General features: G+C 59.4%; 25 protein-coding genes and 3 tRNA genes. 19 read left to right on the forward strand and 9 right to left on the reverse strand.

Annotation, left to right across the window (positions count from 1 at the left end; genetic code table 11):
* The first annotated feature begins 281 nt into the window (after positions 1–281).
* From QMK47_RS10650 to QMK47_RS10670, 5 genes are all read left to right on the forward strand, one after another.
* Positions 282–1,853: a diguanylate cyclase gene (locus QMK47_RS10650; RefSeq protein ID WP_320390157.1), complete on the forward strand. Its 1,572-nt coding sequence runs from the start codon at positions 282–284 to the stop codon at positions 1,851–1,853.
* A 205-nt stretch (positions 1,854–2,058) separates the two neighbouring features.
* Positions 2,059–4,635 (forward strand): EAL domain-containing protein, encoded by a 2,577-nt coding sequence (locus QMK47_RS10655; RefSeq protein ID WP_320390158.1) that lies wholly within the window; start codon positions 2,059–2,061, stop codon positions 4,633–4,635.
* 69 nt (positions 4,636–4,704) lie between these two features.
* A complete protein-coding gene (gene xth / locus QMK47_RS10660) occupies positions 4,705–5,499 on the forward strand; it encodes an exodeoxyribonuclease III (RefSeq protein WP_320390159.1) in 795 nt (264 codons plus the stop codon).
* A 117-nt stretch (positions 5,500–5,616) separates the two neighbouring features.
* On the forward strand, positions 5,617–6,441 hold the full coding sequence (locus tag QMK47_RS10665; protein WP_320390160.1) for an arylamine N-acetyltransferase family protein: 825 nt from the start codon (positions 5,617–5,619) through the stop codon (positions 6,439–6,441).
* A gap of 124 nt (positions 6,442–6,565) precedes the next feature.
* Positions 6,566–8,086 (forward strand): nucleobase:cation symporter-2 family protein, encoded by a 1,521-nt coding sequence (locus QMK47_RS10670; protein ID WP_320390161.1) that lies wholly within the window; start codon positions 6,566–6,568, stop codon positions 8,084–8,086.
* A 219-nt stretch (positions 8,087–8,305) separates the two neighbouring features.
* Here the strand turns inward: QMK47_RS10670 and QMK47_RS10675 are convergent, their stop codons facing one another.
* Positions 8,306–8,659: a hypothetical protein gene (locus QMK47_RS10675; RefSeq protein WP_214508969.1), complete on the reverse strand. Its 354-nt coding sequence runs from the start codon at positions 8,657–8,659 to the stop codon at positions 8,306–8,308.
* A 261-nt stretch (positions 8,660–8,920) separates the two neighbouring features.
* On the opposite strand from QMK47_RS10675, the gene QMK47_RS10680 reads away from it, so the two are divergent.
* Positions 8,921–9,742, forward strand: coding sequence for a shikimate 5-dehydrogenase (locus QMK47_RS10680; protein WP_320390162.1), 822 nt, complete (start codon positions 8,921–8,923; stop codon positions 9,740–9,742).
* A 6-nt stretch (positions 9,743–9,748) separates the two neighbouring features.
* Here QMK47_RS10680 and QMK47_RS10685 read toward each other — a convergent pair whose 3' ends face one another.
* Positions 9,749–10,396 carry a YceH family protein gene (locus QMK47_RS10685; protein ID WP_320390163.1) on the reverse strand — a complete coding sequence of 216 codons (648 nt, stop codon included), beginning with the start codon at positions 10,394–10,396 and terminating at the stop codon, positions 9,749–9,751.
* Between the two features lie 130 nt (positions 10,397–10,526).
* Between QMK47_RS10685 and QMK47_RS10690 the strand changes: the two genes are divergently transcribed.
* On the forward strand, positions 10,527–11,036 hold the full coding sequence (locus QMK47_RS10690) for a DUF1993 family protein (RefSeq protein WP_253473050.1): 510 nt from the start codon (positions 10,527–10,529) through the stop codon (positions 11,034–11,036).
* A gap of 211 nt (positions 11,037–11,247) precedes the next feature.
* On the opposite strand, the gene sstT is transcribed toward QMK47_RS10690, so the two are convergent.
* Entirely contained in the window at positions 11,248–12,480 is a 1,233-nt protein-coding gene (gene sstT, locus QMK47_RS10695) for a serine/threonine transporter SstT (RefSeq protein WP_253473052.1), read from the reverse strand.
* A 282-nt stretch (positions 12,481–12,762) separates the two neighbouring features.
* Here sstT and QMK47_RS10700 point away from each other — a divergent pair, with 282 nt between their 5' ends.
* Positions 12,763–13,914 carry an MFS transporter gene (locus QMK47_RS10700; protein ID WP_320390164.1) on the forward strand — a complete coding sequence of 384 codons (1,152 nt, stop codon included), beginning with the start codon at positions 12,763–12,765 and terminating at the stop codon, positions 13,912–13,914.
* On the opposite strand, the gene nhaR is transcribed toward QMK47_RS10700, so the two are convergent.
* Positions 13,911–14,807, reverse strand: coding sequence for a transcriptional activator NhaR (gene nhaR / locus QMK47_RS10705; RefSeq protein ID WP_063322135.1), 897 nt, complete (start codon positions 14,805–14,807; stop codon positions 13,911–13,913). The genes QMK47_RS10700 and nhaR overlap by 4 nt on opposite strands.
* Positions 14,808–14,946: 139 nt before the next feature.
* On the opposite strand from nhaR, the gene QMK47_RS10710 reads away from it, so the two are divergent.
* Both QMK47_RS10710 and QMK47_RS10715 read left to right on the forward strand, forming a co-directional pair.
* Positions 14,947–15,198 (forward strand): hypothetical protein, encoded by a 252-nt coding sequence (locus tag QMK47_RS10710; protein WP_320390165.1) that lies wholly within the window; start codon positions 14,947–14,949, stop codon positions 15,196–15,198.
* Between the two features lie 26 nt (positions 15,199–15,224).
* The gene (locus QMK47_RS10715; protein WP_063322133.1) at positions 15,225–15,974 is read left to right on the forward strand and encodes a TerC family protein; all 750 of its coding nucleotides are present in this window, start codon (positions 15,225–15,227) and stop codon (positions 15,972–15,974) included.
* A gap of 82 nt (positions 15,975–16,056) precedes the next feature.
* On the opposite strand, the gene QMK47_RS10720 is transcribed toward QMK47_RS10715, so the two are convergent.
* Positions 16,057–16,221, reverse strand: coding sequence for a hypothetical protein (locus tag QMK47_RS10720; RefSeq protein WP_258690761.1), 165 nt, complete (start codon positions 16,219–16,221; stop codon positions 16,057–16,059).
* A 224-nt stretch (positions 16,222–16,445) separates the two neighbouring features.
* On the opposite strand from QMK47_RS10720, the gene QMK47_RS10725 reads away from it, so the two are divergent.
* From QMK47_RS10725 to QMK47_RS10735, 3 genes are all read left to right on the forward strand, one after another.
* Positions 16,446–17,123 carry a peptidase C39 family protein gene (locus QMK47_RS10725; RefSeq protein ID WP_320390166.1) on the forward strand — a complete coding sequence of 226 codons (678 nt, stop codon included), beginning with the start codon at positions 16,446–16,448 and terminating at the stop codon, positions 17,121–17,123.
* Positions 17,124–17,223: 100 nt separating this feature from the next.
* The gene (locus QMK47_RS10730) at positions 17,224–17,418 is read left to right on the forward strand and encodes a DUF6021 family protein (protein ID WP_320390167.1); all 195 of its coding nucleotides are present in this window, start codon (positions 17,224–17,226) and stop codon (positions 17,416–17,418) included.
* A 145-nt stretch (positions 17,419–17,563) separates the two neighbouring features.
* Positions 17,564–17,689: a hypothetical protein gene (locus QMK47_RS10735; RefSeq protein WP_256211728.1), complete on the forward strand. Its 126-nt coding sequence runs from the start codon at positions 17,564–17,566 to the stop codon at positions 17,687–17,689.
* A 296-nt stretch (positions 17,690–17,985) separates the two neighbouring features.
* On the opposite strand, the gene QMK47_RS10740 is transcribed toward QMK47_RS10735, so the two are convergent.
* The 3 genes from QMK47_RS10740 to folD all read right to left on the reverse strand — a co-directional run bounded on the left by QMK47_RS10740 (position 17,986) and on the right by folD (position 20,501).
* Complete coding sequence (locus QMK47_RS10740; RefSeq protein ID WP_320390574.1) at positions 17,986–18,150, reverse strand: hypothetical protein; 165 nt, start codon at positions 18,148–18,150, stop codon at positions 17,986–17,988.
* Positions 18,151–18,392: 242 nt separating this feature from the next.
* Positions 18,393–19,331 (reverse strand): D-alanyl-D-alanine endopeptidase, encoded by a 939-nt coding sequence (gene pbpG / locus QMK47_RS10745; RefSeq protein WP_320390168.1) that lies wholly within the window; start codon positions 19,329–19,331, stop codon positions 18,393–18,395.
* A gap of 315 nt (positions 19,332–19,646) precedes the next feature.
* On the reverse strand, positions 19,647–20,501 hold the full coding sequence (folD, locus tag QMK47_RS10750; RefSeq protein WP_214508978.1) for a bifunctional methylenetetrahydrofolate dehydrogenase/methenyltetrahydrofolate cyclohydrolase FolD: 855 nt from the start codon (positions 20,499–20,501) through the stop codon (positions 19,647–19,649).
* 281 nt (positions 20,502–20,782) lie between these two features.
* On the opposite strand from folD, the gene QMK47_RS10755 reads away from it, so the two are divergent.
* From QMK47_RS10755 to QMK47_RS10765, 3 genes are all read left to right on the forward strand, one after another.
* Positions 20,783–20,859: transfer RNA gene (locus QMK47_RS10755), tRNA-Arg, on the forward strand.
* Between the two features lie 41 nt (positions 20,860–20,900).
* Positions 20,901–20,976 (forward strand) — tRNA-His (locus tag QMK47_RS10760).
* 58 nt (positions 20,977–21,034) lie between these two features.
* Positions 21,035–21,119 (forward strand) — tRNA-Leu (locus QMK47_RS10765).
* A 13-nt stretch (positions 21,120–21,132) separates the two neighbouring features.
* On the opposite strand, the gene QMK47_RS10770 is transcribed toward QMK47_RS10765, so the two are convergent.
* Positions 21,133–21,279 carry a hypothetical protein gene (locus tag QMK47_RS10770; protein WP_320390169.1) on the reverse strand — a complete coding sequence of 49 codons (147 nt, stop codon included), beginning with the start codon at positions 21,277–21,279 and terminating at the stop codon, positions 21,133–21,135.
* Between the two features lie 264 nt (positions 21,280–21,543).
* Between QMK47_RS10770 and tig the strand changes: the two genes are divergently transcribed.
* The 3 genes from tig to clpX all read left to right on the forward strand — a co-directional run bounded on the left by tig (position 21,544) and on the right by clpX (position 24,978).
* Entirely contained in the window at positions 21,544–22,854 is a 1,311-nt protein-coding gene (gene tig, locus QMK47_RS10775; protein ID WP_003199860.1) for a trigger factor, read from the forward strand.
* A gap of 92 nt (positions 22,855–22,946) precedes the next feature.
* Positions 22,947–23,582, forward strand: a complete 636-nt coding sequence (clpP, locus tag QMK47_RS10780; protein WP_003199862.1) for an ATP-dependent Clp endopeptidase proteolytic subunit ClpP — start codon at positions 22,947–22,949, stop codon at positions 23,580–23,582.
* A gap of 112 nt (positions 23,583–23,694) precedes the next feature.
* Positions 23,695–24,978: an ATP-dependent Clp protease ATP-binding subunit ClpX gene (gene clpX / locus QMK47_RS10785; RefSeq protein WP_013692650.1), complete on the forward strand. Its 1,284-nt coding sequence runs from the start codon at positions 23,695–23,697 to the stop codon at positions 24,976–24,978.
* Positions 24,979–25,044 lie beyond the last annotated feature (66 nt).

Here is a 25,044-nt window from a genome sequence, read left to right on the forward strand (position 1 = left end):
TGTCGAGTGCAACGAGGCTGCGATCTTTCCCCAGACACTTGAATCCCAAGCGAAAGATCAAAATCAAAAGATCGCAGCCTTCGGCAGCTCCTATACGGGGAATTTCCTCGTTCTGAAGAGGACGTTTTTATCGGCTGGCAGGCGAGTTTTTGGATCCACTGCAGCCACCCATCGGCTCTGCTGCACAGGCAAATTGCCGCCTCACAAGCGGTAGGCTAAGCTCACGAATATTGGGGGCTTTGAGCGAATTCGCTCATGTTTTGCCCCCTTCAGGAATTCGCTTGCCTATCCCTATTTTCGATCCTTTCCATGCCCCTGGCGGTGCCTTGAAGCGCCTGCCGTTGCTCAAGGCAGCGGTTACGTTCATCGCGGCGGTGTGCCTGTGCCTGTGCGGTCTGCTTTACCTGCAACTGGAGCAATCGCGCAGCCACGACCTGGAGTCGGCCCGCGTTGCTTCGGCGACCCTTGCCCGGGCCATGGCCCAGCAGGCCCAGGACACCTTCCTCCAGGCTGATCTGGTATTGGCCAGTCTGGCTGATTGGATCCAAGTCGATGGCTATGGCGCCGCCGTACAACCACGCTTGCAGCAAACTTTTGCCCGCCGTGTGCAATCGCTCGAACAATTGCATGGTCTGTTCCTGTTCGACAAGCACGGCCACTGGGTGGTGACCTCTTTTGACATCCTGCACAGGGGCGCAGGGGTGGCGGATCGGGATTATTTTACTTTCCACCAACAGAATGCCTCCTTGATCGCTCATATCGGCCCGGCGATCCGCAGCCGGCAAAATGGCGAATGGATCATTCCCGTTTCCCGACGTTTGAACGATCAGGATGGCAACTTCCAAGGCGTGTTGATGGCCGGCATCAAAATGTCGTACTTCGACCGGTTTTTCAGGAGCTTCAATCTGGATGATCAAGGCGAGATGGCCCTGGCCTTGTCTGACGGGACACTGTTGGCGCGTCGACCTTTCGATCAGGCGCGGATCGGTCATCCGCTGGGTGACGAGAATATCTTCAAGCATGACGCGGCAAACGTGATGGCCGGCGATGCAGTCATCCGATCAACCATCGATGGCGTCGTCAGGCTGTATGGGCACCAACATTTAGAGGCTTATCCGCTGGTGGTCACCGCCGCGGTGTCCGAAGAGGCGATCCTGTCGGGGTGGCATGACAGGGCTTTCCAATCCAGCCTGATTGTCGGCCTGGTGGTGCTGGGCATTTGCTTGTTCGGCTGGGTATTCGTGCGCCAGGTACGTAACAGCGAACGGATCGAGGCGGACTTGCGCAAGGCTCAGGAGGCGTTGGAGCTGATTGCCACCCATGACAGCCTCACCGGGCTGGCGAACCGACGCCTGTTCGAACGGGCCCTGGACATCGAGTTCGGCCGGGGTGCCCGTCAGCGCAGCCCCTTGAGCCTGATCATGCTCGATATCGATTTCTTCAAGCGCTACAACGACGCCTATGGGCACGTAGCCGGGGATCATTGCCTGGCGGAAGTGGCCAAGGTGCTCAAGGACTGTTGCCATCGCAAGGCCGATCTGGCGGTGCGTTATGGCGGCGAAGAGTTCGCGGTCCTGTTGCCCGACACCAATCTTTCGGGGGCCATGGCGTTGGCCGAGCAGATCCGCCGCAGCGTCATCGACAAGCACATCACCCATTCCGGCTCCCCGACCGGTTACCTCACGGTGAGTCTGGGCTGCTATGCCTTTGTGCCCAGCGGCCAGGACAGCATCGAAGTCTTCATCCAGCGGGCCGATGCGGCGCTTTACCAGGCCAAGCACAGCGGCCGCAACCGGGTGGCGGTGTTATCGACCGACGACGGGCTCGATACGCTGGCGCGCTCGGATCGTTGAGGTCGGGTGGAATCATCGGCAGTCTGCCCCGGTCCACTATTGAGGCATTGCGCTGGCGAACTTCAAGCGGTGTGTAGTCTCTTTCGCAAAAAACCGTGGGCTTGCCAACTGATCAGGCAGTGGGTGCTAAGGTTGGGTAGACGACTGGCTCGGTCCTCTCCGTTCTCGATAGTGAAGCCAGCGTTGAAAGGACAGGAGTAGGTCAATGGATTCCACTGCTGATACCCCTTCACGCACCGCGCGTCACACACCGATTACCCATCGCCTGGTCGTGGCGGTCGGGGGGCTGTTTGTCCTGGGCGTCCTGGTGGCGATTGCCGCGCTGTTCAACATTGCGCAAAAGCTCGACGCGGAGGACTTGCGCAAGACGCATTTCTATACCGAGCGCGCCCTCGAGAATCGCATTACCGCCTCGAAAAACTACATCACCAGCTATGCCTATTGGACCACGGCCTATGACCACCTCAACGGTGAAGTCGATGTGCAATGGGCCTACGCCGAACAGAACATGGGCAAGACCCTGTTCACCAATGATGAATACGAGGGGTTGTTTGTCATTGATCGGCTACGCACCAAATATGCCGTGGTACGCGGGCTCAATGTCCAAGCGGATACCGCGGTTTATATGGACGCGCCGCTGACGGACCTGATGGACCAGCTCCAGGCGCAGCCCGACCTGACGATACCCATGGTTCGCTACACATTGTTCGAGGGCTGGCCGGCTATCGTCAACGCATCGGTGATTACGCCCAATGACGAACGGTCCCAGGTCGAGGCCAAAAACACCTCGGTCCTGCTGTTCGTCGACCAACTGACGCCCGTCAAGTTGCGCAAACTGGGCAAGAGTTATGGCCTCACCGATTTGAAGCTCAAGAAAGACACCGAGCTCAAGCCCGGCCAGCCGGCCGTGCCGCTGGACAATACCGGCTTCAGCCTGGTGTCTCGTCTGGAGCGCCCGGGCCTGCAATTGCTCTGGTCCCTGGTGCCGCCGCTGGGTGGGGCGCTGCTGATCCTGGCCCTGCTGACCGCTTATTTTTTTCGCTATGCATTGCGCACGGCACGGCATGTGGACGCCAGTTACGACAGCCTGGAACGGTCGGCGCACGCCCTTGAGGCCAGCGAGGAGCGCTTTCGAGCCGTGGCCGAAGCCGCTTCCGACTGGATCTGGGAAATCGACGGGCAGCAGCACATCACTTATCTGTCGGGGCGTTTCAATACGGTCACCGGCTTTTCCGACCAGCAATGGCTGGGGCAGGACATCGAGCAACTGCTGTATTGCGACACCACGCCGATTGCCCTCTGGTTGATCAAGTTGACGGAGGAGCAGAACGCCAACAGCTTGCGCTGCTCCTACCGTGATTATTCCGGGCAACTGCGCTTCTGTCGGGTGTCGGCACGCCCGATCTACAACAAGGCCGAGGTGGTGGGTTATCGGGGCACCGCCAGCGACATCACCGATGAGGTGGCCGCCCATGCCCAGGTTCAGCACCTGTCGATGCACGATGCGCTGACCGGCCTGCCGAACCGCAACAAGCTGGCGCGACACCTGGATGATGCGCTGGTGGCCAAGGAGCATTCCGCCCCCCTGACGTTGCTGATGGTGGACCTGGACAATTTCAAGCCGATCAACGACTCCCTCGGCCACCCGGCCGGCGACGCGGTGTTGCTGGAAGTGGCCCGGCGGCTGCGCGACAGCACCCGCGAAGAAGACCTGGTGGCGCGCCTGGGGGGAGACGAATTCGTGGTGGTGCTCAGCGGGATGGACAATACCACTGAGATCGATCGATTCTGTGGGCGGCTGATCGACAGCCTGCAGCAACCGATCCTCTACGAAACCCATTCGTTGCACATCAGCGCCAGTATCGGTATCGCCCTGAGCCACCATCAGGGTTATGTGCCCGGTGAGCTGATCCGCTGCGCCGACATTGCCATGTACCAGGCCAAGTCCGAGGGCAAGAAAACCTGGTGCTATTTCGCCTCGCAAATGAACGATCAGATCCAGCATCGCCGCCAACTGGAAAGCGACCTGCGCCAGGCCGTGAAAAACAACGAATTCGTCCTGCATTTCCAGCCGCGCTACACCGTCGACGGTCGGGAGATCGTGGCGGTCGAGGCGTTGGTTCGCTGGCAGCATCCAACCCAGGGCTTGTTGGCCCCCGACACGTTTATTCCATTGGCCGAGCAAACCGACCTGATTGTCCCGCTTTCGCGTTGGGTATTGCGTGAGGCCTGCGAAACCGCACTGACCTGGCCGGGAGAATTGATGGTCTCGGTCAACCTGTCACCGGCGCAGTTCGAGCGCAGCGATGTGGTGGAGGATGTGCGACAGGTGTTGATCGAAACCCGTTTCCCGGCGAGTCGCCTGGAACTGGAGATCACTGAAAACGTGATGCTCAACGACGTTGATGGCGCTCTGCAGGTCATGAATGCCCTGAAGGAACTGGGCGTGCGCTTGAACATGGACGATTTCGGTACCGGCTATTCGTCCCTCGGTTATCTGCGCACCTATCCATTTGATGGCATCAAGATCGACAGGCGTTTCATTGCTTCCATGAGCAACAGCAGCAACGACCGCGCCGTGGTGCAGGCGATCATCAACCTGGGCAAGGCCATGGGGCTGACGGTGACTGCCGAGGGCGTGGAAACCTTGGCCCAGCTAGGTTCATTGGGCTCGGACCAATGCCATGAAGTGCAGGGTTATTTACTCAGCCGGCCGATCGACAAGCAAGCCTTTGCGCACTTGTTGGAGAAAGGCCTGCCCTTGCCGAAAACGGCTTCCTGAAGACCTGTTGCAACCTCTACGTCCGGTTGTCGGTCACAACTGTGACTTGGCATTTCGAGTTCTGGCGCTATGAAAAACCTTCGGATCGCGACCTTCAACATCAATGGCATCCGGGCCCGGCTGCCCAACCTGCTGGAATGGCTGGAGCGGGAAAAGCCCGACATTGCCTGTTTGCAGGAGCTCAAGGCCGTGGACAAGGATTTCCCGGCGGCGGAGCTGGAGTCGGTGGGGTACGGGGCGACCTGGCATGGGCAGGCGTCCTGGAACGGCGTCGCGATCCTGGCCCGTGACGCGCAGCCGCTGGAGAGCCGCCGAGGCCTGCCCAGCGGGGATGACGACAGCCACAGTCGCTATCTCGAGGCGGCGGTGCATGGCGTGCTGGTGGGCTGCCTGTACCTGCCCAACGGCAACCCGCAACCGGGTCCCAAGTTCGACTACAAGCTGGCGTGGTTCGAGAGGCTGATCGAATACGCCCAAGGGTTGCAGGCCAGCGATCACCCTGTGGTGCTGGCTGGTGACTACAACGTGGTACCCACCGACATGGACATCTACAACCCGCGCTCCTGGCTCAAGGATGCGCTGTTGCAGCCAGAAAGCCGCGCGTGCTACCAGCGGCTGCTGGACCAGGGCTGGACCGATTCGTTGCGCCACCTGTATCCGGAGGAGCGGATCTACACTTTCTGGGATTATTTTCGCCAGCACTGGCAGAAAAACTCCGGGCTGCGCATCGATCACCTGCTGCTCAACCCTGCGGCCAGCGCCTACCTGAGTGAGGCCGGCGTGGACGCCTGGGTCCGGAACCAACCCCACCCCAGTGACCATGCACCCACCTGGATCCGGCTGGCGTCACGCAAGCGGCGGTGACCAGGGAAGGCACCCCGGTCGATTGTTGTCTCTGTGAGGGGAATGCCTTATACCTGGCGCCCTACAACAGTGCGCTTGTCGTGAGCGCAGCGCCGACCCTGGAAAAGGACACCCCTCATGAGTCACCCCCAACTGATCGACACGGCCCGCTATCTGCGGCGCCTGGGTTTCGACGCCCCCCCAGCGCCGACCCTCGACACGTTGCGTCAACTGCAACGGCGCCATACCGCCGAGTTCCCTTTTGAAACCCTGTCGACGTTGCTGCGTCAACCCGTGCCCATCGACCTTGAATCGGTCGAACGAAAAGTGTTCGAGCAAGGACGCGGCGGCTATTGCTATGAACTCAACCAACTGTTTTTGGCGTTGTTGCTGGAGTTGGGTTTCGACGCCCGCGGCATCACCGGGCGTGTGGTGATGAACGCGCCTGAAGGCTCTTGGGCGGCCCGGACCCACCGGTTGAGCCTGGTGACGTTCGACGGCGTGCGTTACATCACCGACGTCGGCTTTGGTGGCATGGTGCCCACTGCGCCGTTGCTGCTGGACAGCCGTGATGCCCAAACCACCCCCCATGAGTCGTACCGCATCGAAACCCAGGCGGACGGTTACCTGCTGCGCGCCAACGTCGCCGACGAATGGCGGCCAATGTACCTGTTCGATCTGCAACGCCAGGAAGACATCGACTACACCCTCGGTAATTGGTACGTCTGCAGCCACCCGGAATCCCCGTTCATGGGCCGGTTGATGGTTGCACGCACCGGTGACGGGTTGCGCAAGACCCTGAACGGCAACAGCTATGCGGTGCACCGGATAGGGCAGGAGAGCGAACGCCGGGTGATCGCCGATGCCGATGAGTTGATCGACTTGCTCGAACAAGAGTTTGGCCTGCGCGTACCGCCGCGCGAGCTGTTGCGGCCGGCGATCGTGGGGTTGCTCCAGCCATAAAAAGGCTGTTGGCCGGGGGAACCTGTTCCTAGGTATGGTAACAAGTTGTATACAACTCTATGGACATTTGTCCTGAGTTTTGAATACAGTGTGCCCATAACAAAAAACAGGGAATCCCCGAACCATGAAAACGCCCCATGTTTCACTCCCACGGCCCGAGGACGAAAACCTTGGCGTCGGCGCGAATATGGCTTACGGCCTGCAACATGTGTTGACCATGTACGGTGGCATCGTCGCCGTGCCGTTGATCATCGGCCAGGCGGCCGGGCTCTCGCCCGCGGACATCGGTCTGTTGATTGCCGCGTCATTGTTCGCGGGGGGCTTGGCAACGTTGCTGCAAACCCTCGGCCTGCCGTTTTTCGGCTGCCAACTGCCCTTGGTGCAGGGCGTATCGTTCTCGGGCGTGGCGACCATGGTGGCGATTGTCGGCAGCGGCGGGGAAGGCGGCTTTCAAGCCATCCTTGGCGCGGTGATCGCCGCGTCCCTGATTGGTTTGCTGATTACCCCGGTGTTTTCGCGCATTACCCGGTTCTTTCCGCCACTGGTCACTGGCATCGTGATCACCACCATCGGCCTGACCCTGGTGCCGGTAGCGGCGCGCTGGGCCATGGGTGGCAACAGCCACGCCGCTGATTTTGGCAGCATGGCCAATATCGGCCTGGCAGCGGTGACCCTGGTGCTGGTGCTATTGCTGAGCAAAATGGGCAGCGCAACCATCTCGCGGTTGTCGATTCTGCTGGCGATGGTCATTGGTACTGTCATCGCCGTGTTCCTTGGCATGGCGGACTTTTCATCGGTCAGCCAAGGCCCGATGTTCGGCTTCCCGACACCGTTCCATTTCGGCATGCCGACTTTCCACATCGCCGCGATCCTGTCGATGTGCATCGTGATCATGGTGACCCTGGTGGAAACCTCCGCCGACATCCTGGCGGTGGGCGAGATCATCGACACCAAAGTCGACTCCAGGCGCCTAGGCAACGGCTTGCGTGCCGATATGCTGTCGAGCATGATCGCGCCGATCTTTGGCTCCTTCACCCAGAGTGCCTTTGCCCAGAACGTCGGGCTGGTGGCGGTGACCGGGATCAAGAGCCGTTTCGTGGTGGCGACCGGCGGGGTCTTCCTGGTGGTGCTCGGCCTGCTGCCGTTCATGGGCCGGGTGATCGCGGCGGTGCCGACCTCGGTACTGGGCGGTGCCGGTATCGTGTTGTTCGGCACCGTGGCTGCCAGTGGCATCCGCACGCTGTCCAAAGTCGATTACCGTAATAACGTCAACCTGATCATCGTCGCCACCTCCATTGGTTTTGGCATGATTCCCATCGCCGCACCGAATTTCTATGACCATTTCCCGAGCTGGTTCGCGACCATTTTCCATTCGGGCATCAGTTCTTCGGCAATCATGGCGATCGCGCTGAACCTGGCGTTCAACCACTTCACCGCCGGTAACTCCGACCAGCAGTCGGTTTTCGCCGCCGGCACCGAGCGAGTGTTGCACTATCAGGACCTGGCAGCGCTACGTGAGGGTGATTACTTCAGCGATGGCAAGCTGCACGACTGCGATGGCAACGAGATTCCCGTGGTGCCTGAGCCTGTTCACGGGGCGGCGGAGCATGCGCCGATCCGTTTGAAAAGCAGCGAGCACGTCTGACAAATCCCTGTGGCGAGGGAGCTCGCTCCCGCTGGGCTTTGTAGGAGCTGGCGAAGCCTGCGATCTTTTGATCTTTCGCCTGAGATTCAAGTGTCTGGGGAAAGATCGCAGCCTCGTTGCACTCGACAGCTCCTACGCAGTTGGAGCGGTTAACCAGTGGACATAAAAAAAGCCTGTGATCATCGATCACAGGCTTTTTTGTGCTACCCGGGAGGCTGATTACCAGCGACCGTAATGACCACGAGGTGGGCCATAGTAGTAGCCCCGTGGTGGCCCGTAATACACCGGCGCTGGGCGATAGTAGATCGGTTGCTCTACATACACCGGCTGTGGCTGGTAGTAGACCGGCGGTGGTTGCTGCACATAGACCGGCTGCGGTTGGTAGTAGACCGGTTGTTGCTGCACATACACCGGCCGATCACGGTTGATGAAGGCCGAGCCAACGATGGCCGAACCGACGATGGCACCAAAAACGGCGGGCCCCTCCCAACCACCACGACCGTGGGCGGATGCCTGGCCGGTGACCGCGAGTGCCCCCATGAGCAGGGCGATGATGGGAAGTTTACGATTCATGGCTGTTCCTCGTTTCGGCCCCGGCGCCTGTGGTCTGCAACAGACCCGATGAGGGTCGCGGGGATACTTGCTCTGACAACGATTTTCTCAGGATTTGCGACGCCGTTGGGTAAATATTGTGTAAGGTCTGTAGCGCTTTTCCTTACCGCGCTGCGTTATCCAGGGGCCTGGGACCGGGCTGAGCTGGCGGTATCATCATCGAATAAAACCTTTCGCAGCGGTGATTCCGTCTGTCCGAAAGTGAATTGCAAGGAGACACGCATGCAGATCAATCCCAACAAAGACACCCAACTGTGCATGTCGCTATCGGGGCGTCCCGGAAACTTCGGCCTGCGCTTTCATAATCACCTGTACGAACAATTGGGCCTGAATTTCTATTACAAGGCGTTCAGCAGCCAGGATTTGCCTGGAGCTGTGGGCGGTATCCGTGCCCTGGGGATTCGTGGATGCGGCGTGTCGATGCCGTTCAAGGAAGCCTGCATTGCCCTGGTGGATGAGCTGGATCCTTCCGCCGCCGCAATCCAGTCCATCAACACCATCGTCAATACCAACGGCCATCTGACGGCCTACAACACTGACTACATTGCCATCGCCCAGTTGTTGCAAAGCCACGCGGTGCCCAAGGACTCGACCTTTGCCTTGCGCGGCAGCGGCGGCATGGCCAAGGCTGTGGCCAGTGCCTTGCGCGATGGGGGTTACAAGAGCGGGCTGATCGTTGCCCGCAATGAAGCCGCGGGGCGAGCCCTGGCCGAGTCCCTGGGGTATGAATGGCAAGCTGACCTGGGTACCCGGCGGCCACAGATGCTGATCAACGTCACGCCGATCGGCATGACCGGCGGCCCGGAGGCCGACCAGTTGGCGTTTGAGCCCGAGACCATCGCTGCGGCCGAGACTGTGTTCGATGTCGTGGCGATCCCGTCGGAAACGCCCCTGATCGTGCGCGCTCGGGCCGAAGGCAAACGGGTCATCACTGGGCTGGAAGTCATTGCGATTCAGGCCCTGGAGCAGTTTGTGCTGTACACCGGCGTGCGGCCCAACCTGGAGCAATTTGAAAAAGCCGTGGCCTTCGCCCGGTCGGTGTAGGCGCTGCTATTCCAGCCGCGACAGGCGTTCTTCCAGGGCCGCGATCCGCGCTTCGAGTTCTTCGAGGCGCTCCAGCGAGACAGCGCCGCCGGCTCCACGCTCCATCGGGTGCTGGCGGGCGGCGAGAATCGCTTCGATGTCCGCCGGATCGCCCATGGCGTGCACATAACGGTCTTCGCGCTGGCCGGCCTGGCGTGGCACCAGCAGCGCCAGCCCCCGGGCGATTAGGCGTTCAAGCTGGTGCACGACTTGTTCGGCGTCTTCGAAGTCGTGCATCCGCCCGCTACGGGTCAGTAGCTCATTGACTGTTTGCGGGCCACGCAGGAACAGCAGGCCCATCAGGATCACCTGGGCCGGTACCAGCTCCAGGGCTTTGTCGACCCGATGTTCCCAGCGGTCGGCGCGGCTGCCCATCACCAGTTTGGTAAAGCCGCGACCTTCCAGTGCCCGCAGGCTCTGGCCGACCTGGCCCGGGTTGAGGTTCATCACCGGTTCGCGGCTGGTTTTCTGGTTGCAGGCCAGTACCAGGGCATTGAGCGTCAGCGGGTAGGTCTCGGGGTTGGTGGCCTGCTTTTCGACCAGCGCGCCGAGGATGCGGATTTCCGTGCTATTGAGCCGTGGTTCTTCAGCCTGCTGTTGTTCTTCGATGCTCATCGCGCGTTCCCTATGCTGTGGAAGCCGCCTAGCCTAATCCTTGCGCAATAAAAGACAAGCTGTGCAACAAGCCGTGGCTATAATTGCAGCCGTTTGATTCATTCTTTCCTGCCACCTGCATGAGATCGCCATGACTATTTCCCTGTACGCCGCTTCCGTCCCGGTTTTCAAGCAGATGCTCAACGCGTTGAGCGATGTTCTGAACAAGGCCGAAGCCCACGCCACCGCGAAGAACATCGACCCGAACGCCTTCCTGCAAGCTCGCCTGTACCCGGACATGTTCCCGCTGGTGCGCCAGGTGCAGATCGCGGTGGACTTCGCCAAAGGTGTGTCTGCACGCCTGGCCGAGATCGAAGTGCCGAAGTATGAGGACAGCGAGACCTCGTTCGCCGAGCTGCAAGCCTTGATCGCCAAGGTCTTGGCCTTCATCGGTGACATCAAGCCTGAGCAGATCGATGGCAAGGAAGGCATCGAAATCGTTACCCGTCCGGGCACGCCGAAGGAAAAGCGCTTCAGCGGCCAGAACTACCTGCTGACCTACGGCCTGCCGCAGTTCTTCTTCCACGTCACCACCACCTACGCCTTGCTGCGTCACAATGGCGTGGAAGTGGGCAAGCGCGACTACATGGGCGCGTTCTAACCCCGCAGGCATGAAAAAGCCCGGGACGGTGTGGGCCGTTCCCGGGCTTTTTTGTGGCTGACTGGCACATCCTCGGCGGATGTGCCGCCGCTATCGCGAGCAAGCTCGCTCCCACAGGGGGATCTGTTGTGTAGCGGCTATTGTGTGAGCGCCGCTGCCCCCTGTGGGAGCGAGCTTGCTCGCGATAGCGATCGAACAGCCACCGTAATGGTTACGCCGTACGCGCGAGCTTCTCTTCCTCGCCCAGGCACGCCGCCGCCGTGAACAGCACATCCGTAGACGAGTTCAACGCCGTCTCCGCCGAGTCCTGCAGGACACCGATGATGAAACCCACCGCGACCACTTGCATGGCGATTTCGCTGGGAATGCCAAACAGGCTGCACGCCAGGGGAATCAGCAACAGCGAACCACCGGCCACCCCGGATGCGCCGCACGCGCAAATGGCCGCGACAACGCTCAGCAGCACGGCTGTTGGCATATCCACTGCGATACCCAGGGTATGCACGGCCGCCAGGGTCAGTACGGTGATGGTAATGGCGGCACCCGCCATGTTGATGGTCGCGCCCAGTGGGATCGACACCGAATAGGTGTCTTCGTGCAGGCCCAGGCGTTTGCTCAGTTCCAGGTTCACCGGAATATTCGCCGCCGAGCTGCGTGTGAAAAACGCCGTGATACCACTCTCGCGCAGGCAGGTGAATACCAGCGGGTAGGGGTTGCGACGCAGTTTCCAGAACACGATGAGCGGGTTGACCACCAACGCCACGAACAGCATGCAGCCGATCAGTACGGTGAGCAGGTGCAGGTAGCCGAGCAGGGCGCCGAAACCGGAGGTTGCCAGGGTCGAGGCCACCAGGCCGAAGATCCCCAACGGGGCGAAGCGGATCACCAGGCGCACGATCACGGTGACGCCGTTGGACAGGTCTTCGAGCACGGTACGGGTGGTCTGGCCAGCATGACGAATGGCGACGCCCATGCCGATGGCCCAGGCCAGGATGCCGATGAAGTTACCGTCCATCAGCGCCCGGACCGGGTTATCCACCACGCTCAGCAGCAGGCTTTGCAGCACCTCGCTGATGCCACCGGGCGCCGTGACTGCGACGTCTTGGGTCGACAGCACGAGGCTGGAGGGAAACAGCGTACTGGCAATCACCGCGACCACCGCGGCGGCAAAGGTGCCCAGCAGGTAGAGGAACAGAATCGGCCGGATATGGGTTTCCTGACCATGCTTGTGGTTGGCGATCGAGGCCATGACCAGCACGAACACCAGGATCGGCGCCACGGCCTTGAGCGCGGACACGAAGACCTTGCCGATGAATGCGGTGGACTTGGCCACGTCGGGCGCCAGCCATGCCAGGACAATACCGGCGATCAGGCCGATGATGATTTGCGTCACCAGGCTGGTGCGTTTGAGGCGTTGCATCGGGGTAACGGACGAAGCTGTCATAACGGCATCTCTGATTTTATTGTGTGCAACGGTCGACGAGTCAGGGCAACAAGCGGGCAGGCCACATGAGCGGACCGTGAGAAAGTACGGCGTTTGCAGGCCGCGGACTTTATCACAGCCCGATGAAAAATCTGACGGACCTGTGACGATCCGTCACTCGGGTGTTCAAGCGCGTTTTGTCTGGTGGACGCATTCTGTTAGGCTTTGCCTTCATCACCTTTCTATATCCGCCAGCGAGCCCCTCGGGCTGACGCTGGTGTCGTCGTTTCGCTGGAGTTCTGCATGTTGTTACCCATTTTTCTGTTGTCGGCCGCCGGTTTTACCGTGCTGACCACGGAATTCGTCATCGTTGGCCTGTTACCCTCCATCGCCCGCGACTTGCAGGTCAGCATCCCCCAGGCCGGGCTGCTGGTGACGTTGTTCGCGTTTACGGTGGCGGCGTTCGGGCCATTCCTGACGGCCTGGTTCGCCCGCTTTGAGCGGCGCAAGTTGTTTATCAGCGTGCTGGTGATGTTCGGTCTGGCCAACATGCTCGCCGCAATCGCCCCCAACATCTGGGTGATGGCCGTTGCCCGGTTGATCCCGGCCCTGGGCCTGCCGGTGTTCTGGGCGCTGGCCAGTGAAACGGCGGTGGACATTGTCGGGCCACAGTTGGCCGGGCGGGCCATCGCCCGAATCGGCTTTGGCATCGTCTGTGCCACGGTGTTCGGCATTCCCGTGGGCACATTGATTTCCGATGCGTTTGGCTGGCGCAGCGCGTTCGCGATCCTGGCGGTCATCGCCTTCGCCAAGGCCTTGCTGCTGTTTATCTACTTGCCGAAAACCAATCTGCACCAGCATCAGGTGAGCTTTCGTTCGCAATTCAAGATCCTGCGCAGCCCGTTGATGCAAGGGCATGTGCTGTTGTCGATCCTGGTGTTCAGCGGCATGTTCACCGCCTACACCTATCTGGCGGATATCCTCGAACGCCTCGCTGGGTTCGATGGCACCCTGGTGGGCTGGTGCCTGATGGGCTTCGGCGCCGTCGGGCTGCTGGGCAATTCCCTGGGCGGCCGGGCGGTGGACCGGCATCCGTTGATCGCATCAATGGTCTTCTGCCTGTTCCTGATTGGCGGCATGGTGGCGTTGGTACCGAGCATTCATTCGCCCCTCGCGCTGGCGGCGGCGATGGGCATCTGGGGCGTGACCCAGGCGGCCTTGTTCCTGGTCAGCCATGTGCGGCTGATGAAGGCGGCCCCGCAGGCCCCGGCCTTTGCCGCATCGTTGAACATCGCCGGGGCCAACCTGGGGATTGGCTTGGGGGCGATGGTTGGTGGCCGGGTCATCGATACCCTGGGCCTGGGCAGTGTCGGGTTTGCGGCGGCAGGGTTCATCTTCGTATCGATCCTGCTGGCGTTGCTCCTGATGACTTTCAAACCTCGCGTCACCTGCTAAGCGCTGAACAACTCGCGACGCGCGCCTTCGGCAATCGCGACGATGCCGGGGTGGCTGACCTTGCGCTCCACGGAAATGGCGTAGAAGGATTCGCTCACCGCGTCGGTCTGGCCGATCACTTCTACGCCGTACTGGCGCTTGACCTCTTCGGCGATCACGCTCGGGCCGATGAAAATCCCGCTGCCTGATTGGCCGAAGGCCTGCATCAATGCGCTGTCGTCGAACTCGCCGACGATGCGCGGCTGGATCTGTTGCTCGGCGAACCAGCGTTGCAAGCGGCTGCGCACCACGGTTTCCGGCCCGGGAATCAGCAGCGGAGCGTCATGCAGGCCGTGGGGGAAATCCTGCCCGTAGCGTTCGGCCAGCGCGGCGGTGGCGAAAAAGCTGATCCCGCATTCCCCCAGTTTCTGGCTGTAGCCCTTGATGTCCAGGTGGGTTGGCATTGGGCTGTCGGAAATCACCAGGTCCAGACGCTGGATCGCCAGGTCTGCCAGCAGCCGCTCGAGCTTGTCCTCGCGACAGGTAATGCGCAGCGGCTCACTCAACTCCATGGTCGGCGCCAGCAGCCGGTAGACGATGGATTTGGGTACCACATCCGCCACCCCGACCCGAAACAGGGTTTGCTGCTCGTTGGGCTGGGCTCGCAGCATCAATTCCAGCTCACCGCCCAACTGGAACATGTGTTCGGCGTAGGGCAAGGTCTGGCGGCCGGCCTCGGTCAGTTCCAGCTGCCGTCCGACGCGGCGAAACAGCTTGATGTTATAGGTCTGTTCGAACAGGGAAATCTGCCCGCTGATGGTCTGTGGGGTCAGGTTCAACTGCTCGCAGGCGCGCACGATGCTGCCGGTTTTCGCCACCACCCAGAAGTAATGCAATTGTCGGTAATTGAGCATGGGTTCACACGGATTCGTAAAAACCGAAGTATAACCGCTGAAAATACGAATTTTCCTGAAGTGTTCGCGTCTCTAGAATGCCTGGCCATTGGCGGGCCATTTTCGTGCGTCTTCTATTCTCTCAAGAGGCATTTATTTCATGACATACAAATCCCTGGGACTTGCAGCCTTGTTGACGATGTCTGCAATGACATTGGCGGGCTGTGAGCAGGCTGAAAAAAGTGCCCAGCAACTGATGGGACAGGCAGCGCAAACCGCCAAGCAGGCCATTGATGACACCCACAAGGCCGCCGAACAGGCGATCAGCGAAGCCACCGGCGGGTTGATCAGCCCGAAGAAAAAACCGGCGGACGAAGTTGACGAAACACAAACCCCGACCAAAACCATCTAACACGTCACATCAGTCAGGACTGACCCATGGATTATCTTTTACAGCTCGCCGCCAGTCCCACCGCGTGGATCGCCCTGGCAACTCTGGTGGTCATGGAAATCGTGCTCGGCATTGATAACCTGATCTTCATTTCGATTCTGACCAACAAGCTGCCCGCCCAGCACCGTGCCAAGGCACGGCGGATCGGTATCGGCATGGCGCTGATCCTGCGCCTGGGCTTGTTGAGCACCATTGCCTTCATTGTGCAGTTGACCGAACCGGTCATCGAAATCCTGGGTCAGGCGTTCTCCTGGAAAGACATGATCCTGATCGCCGGTGGCCTGTTCCTGTTGTGGAAAGCGACCACTGAAATCCATCACAGCATGGACCCCGCACCGAATGACCCCAAGTCGGCCACGTCCGGCGTGACCCTGGGCTTTGCTGCTGCAATCGGTCAGATCCTGATGCTGGACCTGGTGTTCTCCATCGACAGCATCATCACGGCTGTGGGCATGACCGAGCATTTGCCGATCATGATCATCGCGGTCGTTGTGTCGGTGTTGGTGATGCTGCTGGCGGCCGAACCGCTCGCCAAGTTCATCAATGACAACCCGACGGTGGTGATGCTGGCCCTGGGCTTCCTGATCATGATCGGCATGACGCTGATCGCCGAAGGCTTCGGCGCCCATGTACCGAAGGGCTATATCTATGCGGCCATGGCGTTCTCGGCGGCGATCGAAGTGTTGAACATGTTGTCCCGTCGGGCCAGGGAAAGGGCGTTGGCCGACAACGCCTGATGCCAGGCAGACAGAAGCCACCCGGGTCCAGGCCCGGGTGGTTTTTTTTGGATTTGAGAAGTATGGGTTTGAACGTGAGCAGTCAGTGTGCGGCGGCGTGGTGCCGGGCCGGTTTGGCGGCTTTTCCCGATGGCGCAGGTGGCACGTGATGATGGCGCCGAGCAATTCGAAGCACCCCCCACAGCATGGCCGTGGCTACGCTCAGCCAGCCGAATATCAGCATCAGGATTGTCGTCGTCAGGCTCATTTGTGCCTCCTTCTATCCCCGGTCCGGGATATCGCACCCAGTACAATGGACAGTCTAGTCGCTCAAGTGTTGCAGCTAATCGATCTATGGCGCTGGGGTTCGGATCGGTTCGTTCTATCACCCTCGTAAAACGAAGGTTATGGCTATACCCAGGGCTGTGCGCGCCTTATGATCGTCGACCCAAGCCTGGCCCGGATGCCGGGTGTCTGAACAAGAGAGTCATCATGTCACCGGTTATTTCATCTTTTCGATCACTGGTCCTGACGCTGTCCTGCCTCGTTGCCCTGGTGGGGTGTGCGGGCAGTGTGTCGCCGCAGATCCAGCGCCTGCCCGAGCGGGTGGAACTTAACAGCGTGCCGTTCTACCGTGGTGAAATGCACCAGGGCGCTCCGCAGTCCCTGGCCGCCTTGCTGACGTTGCAAGGCACTGTCATCACGCCGGGGCTGCTGGAAAAACCGTTGCACCTGCCCGGTGGCGAAGCTGGTTTGCAGGAGAATATACCCACCCTGGCGCGGGAGTACGGGTTGCTGGTGTATCCCCTCCGCCCCAGGCTGCCGGTATTGTTGGAGCAGGTCGCGGCGGGTTATCCGGTGCTGGTGCGCTATATCGAGGGTTCGGCGTTCTGGCCCGCGCCTCGGTATGGAATTCTCGTCGGCTACGACCGTCGGAAGCAGACGGTGTTGCTGCGTGCAGGCATGAACCCGCGGCAGTTGATGAGCTTCAGTGCCTTCGAATCGGACTTCCAGGGCGCGGGCGGCTGGGCGGTGCTGGTCCAGCGACCTACGCAGCTTCCGGCCAATGTCGACTCGCAGCGGTGGCTCAAAGCGGCGGCCGAATTGGCCGGGGCAGGGCAGGAGCAAGCGGCGGCGCGGGCCACCAAGACCTTGGAAGCGGCGCATTGATCGCTCCCCCCGTTCGTCACTTGCCGGGCACAACCTGGCAGGCCTGAGGCTCTTATCGTCAGGGTTGGGCATTTTCCGACCGTGATTGGAGGAGGCGCGCATGGCACAGTCGAAAACACCTATGGGGCCACATTCGTCAGAGCATTCCAGTGGGGATGACCTGGGGTTTGATCCGGATTCGCCGGACCTTGAGGATCCCCAGGTTGATCCAGTAGGGCCGGCCAAGGCGCCTCTGGACAAGAAGGAGGAGCGCAAGCCCAAGCCTTATGATCCGCTGGGTGATCTGAAGGTCTAGAGATTGCCGTGGGTTGGTGTGTATATCCGTTTCTGCGGTAACGGCGGCTTATGGTTCCGCTCTTACAGCGGGTCACTTTTGGAAGAGCGCCAAAAGTAACCAAAAGCGCTTTGCCCCACCACTCGGTGCCTCGCTTAGGCTCGGCATGCCCTCACTCCGGCATTGCTCCGTGGGCCGCCGCGAAGGGCCATCCATGGCCCAGCGCGGCTATCCCGGCATCCATGCCGGGATGCCCACTGCGCAATGCCTGCGTTCGGCCAGCGTGGTTTAACGGGGCGTCCAGATCAAGATCCAAAGCAACAGCAACAGCAACAGCAAGAGCAAGAGCAAGAGCGGGGCTCATGCCGGCATCTGTGTGGCTGAGCCACCGCTATCGCGAGCAAGCTCGCTCCCACACTGGATCTTCAGCGAAATACTAACTTCATGTGAACCTAGCCCCCCTGTGGGAGCGAGCTTGCTCGCGATGACGCCGGCACACCCAACATCATTGCAAACTGACACTCCGCCTTCGCGAGCAAGCCCGCTCCCACAGGAAAAACGCGGTCCCACCAAGAACCAGGTCGGCTGTTAGGCCGCCTCGCGGTGGACGTTGATCTCGGGCGCCCCGTTAACCACGCTGGCTGAACGAAGGTATTGCGCAGTGGGCACCTCGGCACGGATGCCGAGGTAGCCGCGCTGGGCCATGGATGGCCCTTCGCGGCGGCCCACGGAGCAATGCCTTCGTTCAGGCATGCCGAGCCTAGGCGAGGCACCGAGTGGTGGGGCAGAGCGTTTTTGGTTACTTTTGGCGCTCTTCCAAAAGTGACCCGCTGTAAGAGCGGAACCCTAAGCCGCCGTTACCGCAGCAACGGATATACACACCAAAACAAGTACCGCAAAAAACAAAAAAAACGGCGCTTCCCATTTCTGAAAGAAGCGCCGCTTTTTCTAAGTGAACAGCATTACGACGAGTCAGGGCTTTTAGGGGTCGCGGATTACTTGGAAGCTTCCACCACACCACTCTGGCGGCTCTTGAGATTCTTGGCAGCCTTGTATTGCAGGGCCACTGACGGCACGTCGGCGCTTTTTCCGGTCTCGACCCAGCTACGAATCCGGCTGGCATCGGCGAAGTGCGTGTACTTGCCGAATGCATCGAGGATCACCAGTGCCATCGGGCGATTGCCCATCTTCGTCACCAGCACCAGGCAGTGGCCGGCCTCGTTGGTGAAGCCGGTCTTGGTCAACTGGATATCCCAGTTGGCCTTGTGGACCAAGTGGTCAGTGTTGCGAAAGCCCAGGCTGTACACAGGCTTGCGGAAGGTAACGGTCTTTTCCTTGGTGGTGCTCAGTTCGCTCAGCAGCGGATACTTGCGCGCGGCGATCAGCAGCTTGGTCAGGTCCCTGGCAGTCGAGACGTTGTGGATCGACAGGCCCGTCGGTTCGACGTAATGGGTGCTGGTCATGCCCAGCGCCTTCGCCTTGGCGTTCATGGCGGCAATGAACGCCGCGTAGCCACCCGGATAGTGGTGGGCGAGGCTGGCGGCGGCGCGGTTTTCCGAAGACATCAGGGCGATCAGCAGCACGTCCCGGCGCGACAGCTCGCTGTTGAGCTTGACCCGGGAAAACACGCCCTTCATCTCAGGGGTGTTGGCGATGGTGATGGAGATGTACTCATCCAGGTTCTGTTTGGCATCCAGCACGATCAGGCCGGTCATCAACTTGGTCACCGACGCGATGGGCACCACCACGTCCGGGTTGCTCGAATAAACGACTTTATCCGTCTGCAGGTCCAGCAATATCGCGCTGCCCGAGGCGACTTGCAGCTTGGCCGTATCCCGTGGGGCTGCGATGGTTTCCTGTGCAGCGACATTCTGCGTGATAAAGCTGCCTGTGAAAGCGATGAACAGGCTGATGATCGAAAGACGGATTTTCACGCGAGTAGGCTCGATAGAGTTGAAGGTGCCGTTGAGCAACGACTTTTAAAAAAAACGTCGCATTTTAGGAGTATGGGCGACAGCAGCGCTATATGCCTGTATCGCCAAGGCTTGTGAATAAATAAAGTTTCATGGAGGGGGGATTTTGGCGAAACGAATCTGAAAAATTTGTAATCTGGCGACTAAAGTCCGATTGCCAGAAACATCTGTGGGAGCGAGCTTGCTCGCGATAGCGGTGTGTCAGTCAACTGGATGTTGGCTGGTCCATCGCTATCGCGAGCACGCTCGCTCCCACAGGTTTTTTGTTGACGCGTATCAGCTGTGCAGCGTTTCAGCCGCGTACAACGTGTTTTCCAGCAGGCAGGCGCGGGTCATCGGGCCTACGCCGCCAGGTACCGGCGTGATCCAGCCGGCGCGGGGCAGGGCGGTCTCGTAGACCACGTCGCCCACCAGCTTGCCATCTTCCTGGCGATTGATGCCCACGTCGATGACGATGGCGCCTTCCTTGATCCACTCGCCCTTTACCAGGCCCGGTTTGCCCGCGGCCACCACCACCAGGTCCGCGCGGCCGACATGGCCAGCCAGATCCTTGGTGAAACGATGGGTCACGGTCACGGTGCAGCCGGCCAGCAGCAGCTCCATGGCCATTGGACGACCAACGATGTTGGACGCACCCACTACTACGGCGTCGAGGCCATACAGGTCCACGCCAGTGCTTTCCAGCAGCGTCATGATGCCTTTAGGGGTGCAGGGACGAAGCAACGGGATGCGCTGGGCCAGGCGACCGACGTTATAAGGATGGAAGCCATCGACGTCTTTGTCCGGGCGGATACGCTCCAACAGCTTGGAGGCGTCGAGGTGTTCAGGCAGCGGCAGCTGGAGCAGAACGCCATCGATGTTCGGGTCATCGTTCAGGCGATCGATCAGATCGGCCAACGCTTGCTGGGTGGTTTCGGAAGGCAGGTCGTAGGCCTGGGAAAGGAAGCCGACCTCTTCACAGTCTTTACGCTTGTGCGAGACATAAACCTGAGAGGCAGGATCGCTGCCGACCAGGATCACCGCAAGGCCGGGCGTGCGCAGGCCTTGCTCGCGGCGCTCGGTGACTCGTTGGGCGATCTGCTGGCGCAGGCTGGCGGCGATCGATTTGCCGTCGATAAGTTGTGCAGTCATTGCGCGTGGTTAACCATCGAGAGGGGGAAAAAAGAGAACGCATTCTCGCATGCCGGGGCGTGAGGGCAAAGGCGCTTGGTCTGCAAATTCCCCTAACCCCTTTAATTAAATGAATTTTTTTTAAAAAAGAGTTGACGACCTATCAGGCCGTCTATAACATTCGTCGCACTTGTCGGGCACAGCCTAGCACTGGTTAAGAAGGTGGAGCGGAGTTGGTTGTTTCAACTCGGTAAAACTGAAAGCACTTAGTTTGTAATCGTCCAAGAATACAGATTAAAAAGGCGCCCGTAGCTCAGCTGGATAGAGCATCCGCCTTCTAAGCGGATGGTCGCAGGTTCGAGTCCTGCCGGGTGCGCCAATTAGGCAGCTTTGGCACAAGTAAGGCAACAAGGCAATATGGTGGGCGTAGCTCAGTTGGTAGAGCACGGGATTGTGACTCCCGTTGTCGTGGGTTCGATCCCCATCGTCCACCCCATATTCTAGAAAGGCGCCAGATCTAACAATCTGGCGCCTTTGCTTTAAAAGCTTGATACGCGGATGTGGTGGAATTGGTAGACACACTGGATTTAGGTTCCAGCGCCGCAAGGTGTGAGAGTTCGAGTCTCTCCGTCCGCACCATACAAGTCGCTATTTAAATAGCAGAAAACGGCGCAGTACCTGAAAAGGGCTGCGCCGTTTTTGTTTTCAGTGGTTCTGTGTTTGGCGTCGGTACGGTTTTTTGGCGCTGCGCGTAGCCGGTCGGTTCTTCGCGAATGTGTTTCGTGATGATGCGTGACATGTCCGTCGGTCCCTTTGTAGGGGCGGGCGTCGCGCGATCGGGCAAGCTGCTTCTATATATAGAAGCGTTGGCGCAGGGCCCTGGGCTGAATCGACTGTATTTGCAATCCGGGTGGGGCATGACCGTTTGCCCCGTCCTAAATCCGGCGCCTGTTTCCAGCGCGTTTTCAGTAGGGTGACTTCTTGAGTTTGACCTACTAGAATGCATGCCCTTGATTCTGGGGTCGGAAACGCCCGGCCAACGTCTGTGCAACGAGGAATATCCATGCAAGTTTCTGTTGAAAATACTTCTGCTCTTGAGCGCCGCATGAGCATCACCGTGCCGGCTGAGCGCATCGAGACTCAGGTCAACAAGCGTCTGCAGCAGACTGCCCAAAAGGCCAAAATCCCAGGTTTCCGCCCAGGCAAAGTGCCAATGAGCGTGATCCGTCAGCGTTACGAAGCTGATGCGCGTCAGGAAGCCGTGGGCGACGTGATCCAGTCTTCGTTCTACGAAGCGGTCGTCGAGCAGAAGCTGAACCCGGCCGGCGCTCCGTCCGTCGAGCCTAAAGTGCTGGAAAAAGGCAAGGACCTGGAGTTCGTCGCCACGTTCGAAGTGTTCCCTGAGTTCACGGTTGCCGGTTTCGAATCCATCGCCGTCGAGCGCCTGAGCGCTGACGTGTCGGATGCCGACCTGGACAAGATGCTGGACATCCTGCGCAAGCAGAACACCCGTTTCGAAGTGACTGAGCGTGCTGCCCAGAACGAAGATCAACTGAACATCGATTTCGTCGGCAAGGTCGACGGTGAAGTGTTCGCGGGCGGTTCCGCCAAGGCTACCCAGCTGGTGCTGGGCTCCGGTCGCATGATCCCTGGCTTCGAAGATGGCCTGGTTGGCGCCAAGGCCGGTGAAGAGCGCGTTCTGAACGTGACCTTCCCTGAGGATTACCAGAACCTGGACCTGGCTGGCAAAGCCGCCGAGTTCACCGTGACCGTCAACACTGTTTCCGAGCCGAAACTGCCTGAGCTGAACGAAGAGTTCTTCGCCCAGTTCGGCATCAAGGAAACCGGTCTGGAAGGTTTCCGCACCGAAGTTCGCAAGAACATGGAGCGTGAGCTGCGCCAGGCCATCAAGTCCAAGGTCAAGAACCAGGTCATGGACGGTCTGCTGGCCTCCAACCCGATCGAAGTGCCAAAGGCTTTGCTGGACAACGAAGTGAACCGTCTGCGCGTGCAGGCTGTTCAGCAGTTCGGTGGCAACATCAAGCCGGACCAGCTGCCTGCCGAATTGTTCGAAGAACAAGCCAAGCGCCGCGTCGTACTGGGCCTGATCGTCGCCGAAGTGGTCAAGCAGTTCGAGCTCAAGCCTGACGAAGCCCGCGTTCGCGAGCTGATCCAGGAAATGGCCTCGGCCTATCAAGAGCCTGAGCAAGTCGTGTCCTGGTACTACAAGAACGACCAGCAACTGAACGAAGTCCGTTCGGTTGTGCTGGAAGAACAAGTTGTGGATACTGTTCTGCAGAAAGCTAGCGTGACCGATAAAGCGGTCTCTTACGAAGAAGCGGTCAAGCCGGTGGAAGCTCCACAAGCCGATTGATGGTTCTGCGGTAAGAACAAACACCCATAAGCCAGCCTTCGCGCTGGCTTATGCGTATTCAAGACATAACTATTTGGGAGTGACTGCGAGACATGTCCCGCAATTCTTTTTATCAGCAGAGCTCTGACATCCAGGCCGCAGGCGGCCTGGTCCCGATGGTTATCGAGCAGTCCGCCCGCGGCGAACGTGCCTATGACATCTACTCGCGTCTGCTCAAGGAACGCGTCATCTTTCTGGTGGGCCCGGTAGAGGACTACATGGCCAACCTGATCTGTGCGCAACTGTTGTTCCTTGAAGCCGAAAACCCGGACAAGGATATCCATCTCTATATCAACTCCCCTGGCGGTTCGGTGACGGCGGGCATGTCGATCTACGACACCATGCAGTTCATCAAGCCTAACGTTTCGACGACCTGTATCGGTCAGGCGTGCAGCATGGGTGCGTTTTTGCTGACTGCTGGTGCCCATGGCAAGCGTTACTGCCTGCCGAACTCGCGCGTGATGATTCACCAGCCACTGGGCGGTTTCCAGGGCCAGGCATCGGATATCGAAATCCATGCCAAGGAAATCCTCTTCATTCGCGAGCGCCTCAATACCTTGATGGCCAAGCACAGCGGGCGCACGCTGGAAGAAATCGAGCGCGATACCAACCGCGACAATTTCATGAGCGCTGAAGCCGCACGTGAATATGGCCTGATCGATGAAGTGATCAACCAGCGCCCCGCTTAAAATAAGCCGCTCAAAATGAGGTTGATCGGCAGGTCCGATCACCTGCGGGCTTGAAAAAGCCCGCAATTGCCTTCATCTTGTGTTGCAAGCCTATCGGATTTGGATCGATCGAATGACTGACACCCGCAACGGCGAGGACAACGGCAAACTGCTTTATTGCTCCTTCTGTGGCAAAAGCCAGCATGAAGTGCGCAAATTGATTGCCGGCCCCTCGGTCTTCATTTGCGACGAGTGCGTCGACCTGTGCAATGACATCATCCGCGAGGAGGTGCAGGAAGCCCAGGCCGAGAGCAGCGCGCATAAATTGCCTTCGCCTAAAGAAATCAGCGGCATCCTTGATCAGTATGTGATTGGTCAGGAACGTGCGAAAAAGGTACTGGCCGTAGCGGTGTACAACCACTACAAGCGCCTGAACCAGCGTGACAAGAAGAATGACGACGTCGAACTCGGCAAGAGCAACATCCTGCTGATCGGCCCGACAGGCTCGGGTAAGACCTTGCTTGCCGAAACCCTGGCCCGCTTGCTGAACGTTCCGTTCACCATCGCCGACGCAACCACCCTCACCGAGGCGGGTTATGTAGGTGAAGACGTCGAGAACATCATTCAGAAGTTGTTGCAGAAGTGCGACTACGATGTGGAAAAGGCCCAGATGGGCATTGTCTACATCGACGAAATCGACAAGATTTCCCGCAAGTCCGACAACCCGTCCATCACCCGGGATGTTTCCGGTGAGGGCGTGCAGCAGGCCTTGCTCAAGTTGATCGAAGGTACGGTCGCTTCCGTTCCACCCCAAGGTGGTCGCAAGCATCCGCAGCAGGAATTCCTGCAAGTCGACACCCGTAACATCCTGTTCATCTGCGGTGGTGCGTTCTCCGGCCTGGAAAAGGTTATTCAAAACCGTTCCACCCGTGGTGGCATTGGTTTCAACGCCGAGGTGCGCAGCAAGGAAGAAGGCAAGAAAGTCGGTGAATCCCTGCGTGAAGTCGAGCCTGACGATTTGGTCAAGTTCGGTCTGATCCCGGAATTCGTCGGTCGCCTGCCGGTCCTGGCGACGCTGGACGAGTTGGATGAAGCAGCGTTGATGCAGATCCTGACCGAGCCGAAAAACGCCCTGACCAAGCAGTATGCCAAGCTGTTCGAAATGGAAGGTGTAGACCTGGAATTCCGTTCCGACGCGCTGAAATCGGTCGCAAAACGTGCCCTGGAACGTAAGACCGGTGCCCGTGGATTGCGCTCGATCCTCGAAGGTGTATTGCTCGACACGATGTACGAGATCCCCTCGCAGTCCGAGGTGAGTAAAGTCGTGATCGATGAAAGCGTCATAGAAGGCAAGTCCAAGCCATTGTATATCTATGAAAACAATGAGCCGGCTGCCAAGGCCGCACCGGACGCTTAAGCGTCCCGCTGCCGGAACAAAGAAGGGGCCTTCGGGCCCCTTTGCTTTTTGCGCGTTTTAGACGTG

Origin of the sequence: Pseudomonas sp. P9_35 (genome assembly GCF_034008205.1) — a bacterium.
In the GTDB taxonomy this organism is placed as follows: domain Bacteria; phylum Pseudomonadota; class Gammaproteobacteria; order Pseudomonadales; family Pseudomonadaceae; genus Aquipseudomonas; species Aquipseudomonas kilonensis.